The following is a 2095-nucleotide window of genomic DNA, read 5'->3' as shown; positions in this document are numbered from 1 at the left end:
GCGCTTCACCTTCGGCTCGGTGAACCTGGGCGCCGGCATCGACCTGCTGTCGGTGGTCATCGGCCTGTTCGGCCTGGCCGAAGTGCTGTTCAACGTCGAGACGCTGGCGACGAGCACGGTGCTCGCCGAGCGCATCCGCGGGCTCTGGCCCACGGCGGCCGACTGGAAGGCGTCGTGGCGCCCGATGATGCGCGGCAGCGGCCTGGGGTTCCTGCTCGGCCTGGTGCCGGGCGGCGGGCCGGTGACCGCCTCGTTCATGTCCTACATGCTGGAGAAGCGCATCTCGAAGCATCCCGAGCGCTTCGGCAAGGGCGCGGTGGAGGGCGTGGCGGGCCCGGAATCGGCGAACAACGCCGCGGTGGCCGGCAGCATCATCCCGGTGCTGTCGCTCGGCATCCCGGGAAACCCGGTGACCGCGCTGCTGCTCGGCGCGCTCATCATCCAGGGCGTGCAGCCGGGGCCGCTGTTCATGACGCAGCGCCCGGAGCTCTTCTGGGGCATCGTCGCCAGCATGTACGTCGGCAACGTGCTGCTGCTGGTGCTCAACCTGCCGCTGGTGGGGCTGTGGGCGCAGCTGCTGCGCGTGCCCTACCGCGTGCTGTTCCCGGTGGTGCTGCTGCTTTGCGTGGTGGGATCGTACTCGGCCAACAAGAACGTCTTCGACCTGTGGGTGATGCTGGCGTTCGGCGTCGGCGGCTACCTGCTGCGCAAGCTGGAGTACGACCTGGCGCCGTTCGTCATCGCCTTCGTGCTGGCGCCGCTGCTCGAGCAGTCGCTGCGCCAGGCGCTGGTGATGTCGCCCGATGGCGCTATGATTCTGCTGCAGCGCCCGGTAACCGCGCTGCTGCTCGCGGCGAGCATGGTGCTCGCCGCCCTGATGTTCCGCCGCAAGAACCGACCAACCGGAGGAGGGGGAAGTCCATGAAGCTCGCGAAGCTTGCCTTTGCCGCAGTCCTGTCGTCCCTGATCTCGATGCCGGCTGCCGCGCAGGATGCGGCGCTCGCCAAGCTCAAGCCGAAGGATTTCCCCGCGCAGCCGATCGAGTTCACCGTGGTCTATCCCGCCGGCGGCGGCATGGACGTCACCGGGCGGCTGCTCGCCAAGTACGTCGAGAAGCACAGCGGCGAGCGCGTCATCGTCAACAACCGCACCGGCGGCGCCGGCATGGTGGGCCACACCTACCTCGCGACGCAGGCCAAGCCCGACGGCCATACCGTCGGCGTGCTGGCCAACCTGGTGTGGGGCGACGCGATGCTGCGCGCGCAGGGCCGCTGGAAGCTCGAGGACCTCGAGCCGATCGGCTACCTGAATACCGACGCGCTCACCTGGGTGGGCCGCACCGAGGGCCCGTACAAGGGCTACGGCATCAAGCAGATCGTGCAGGCGGCGAAGGACAAGCCGGGCACCGTGCGCGTGGCCACCGTGCCGGGCAGCATGTGGGAGTACATCGTCGAGCAGATCGAGGCGGCGACCGGGGCGAAGTTCCTGCGCGTGCCCTTCCAGGGCGGCGGCGCCGGCATCAGCGCGCTGGTCGGCGGCAACGTCGACGTGGCGCAGGGCTTCTACTCCGAGTTCCGCGGCCACCTCGACGGCGGCAAGGTGGCGCCGCTCGCGGTCGCCTCGGCGGCGCGCATGGACTTCCTCAAGGACATGCCGACCTTCAACGAGGCCCTCGGCGGCAACGAATACCTCTGGCAGGTGATCCGCTTCGCGGTGGTGCCCAAGGGCACGCCGGCCGACCGCAAGGCCTGGCTGGGCGCCTCGATCCGCGCCGCGATGCGGGACCCGGAGCTCATCGCCGAGTACCGGAAGTTCGGCGTGTTCTTCGACCCCAAGCTGGTGAACTCGAGCAACCTGCCCAAGGACCTGGGCGAGTACGCCGAAGCCGAGCGGCGCTTCTACCAGAAGACCGGCCGCCTGAAGTAGCGCCGCGCGGCGGGCAGCAGATGAAGCGGAGCGACGGCCGCATCCTCACCACGCACACGGGCAGCCTGCCGCGGCCGGAGCGCCTCAAGCGGCTGTTCGTGGCGCGCGCGCTGGGCGAGCGGCCCGACCCGGCCGAGATCGTCGACGCCGGCCGGCAGGCGCTGCGCGC

General features: G+C 70.2%; 2 protein-coding genes. Both read left to right on the top strand.

All coding sequences use genetic code 11. The annotated features are described in order from the left end of the window. Positions 1–925: tripartite tricarboxylate transporter permease (locus VFM98_RS12265; protein WP_325110206.1), on the top strand; the 925-nt coding region annotated here is incomplete at its 5' end. Further along, positions 922–1926, top strand: a complete 1005-nt coding sequence (locus VFM98_RS12260; protein WP_325110205.1) for a tripartite tricarboxylate transporter substrate binding protein — start codon at positions 922–924, stop codon at positions 1924–1926. The genes VFM98_RS12265 and VFM98_RS12260, both read left to right, overlap by 4 nt. Positions 1927–2095: the final 169 nt, after the last annotated feature.

This window comes from Ramlibacter sp., assembly GCF_035706265.1.
In the GTDB taxonomy this organism is placed as follows: domain Bacteria; phylum Pseudomonadota; class Gammaproteobacteria; order Burkholderiales; family Burkholderiaceae_C; genus Ramlibacter.
Note: the sequence above shows the minus strand (reverse complement) of the source record. Positions and strands in the feature narration are given on the sequence as shown.

Bases quoted from the DNA above. Each gene is read 5' to 3' on its own strand.
- VFM98_RS12260 (WP_325110205.1), top strand. From the start codon at position 922: ATGAAGCTCGCGAAGCTTGCCTTTGCCGCAGTCCTGTCGTCCCTGATC.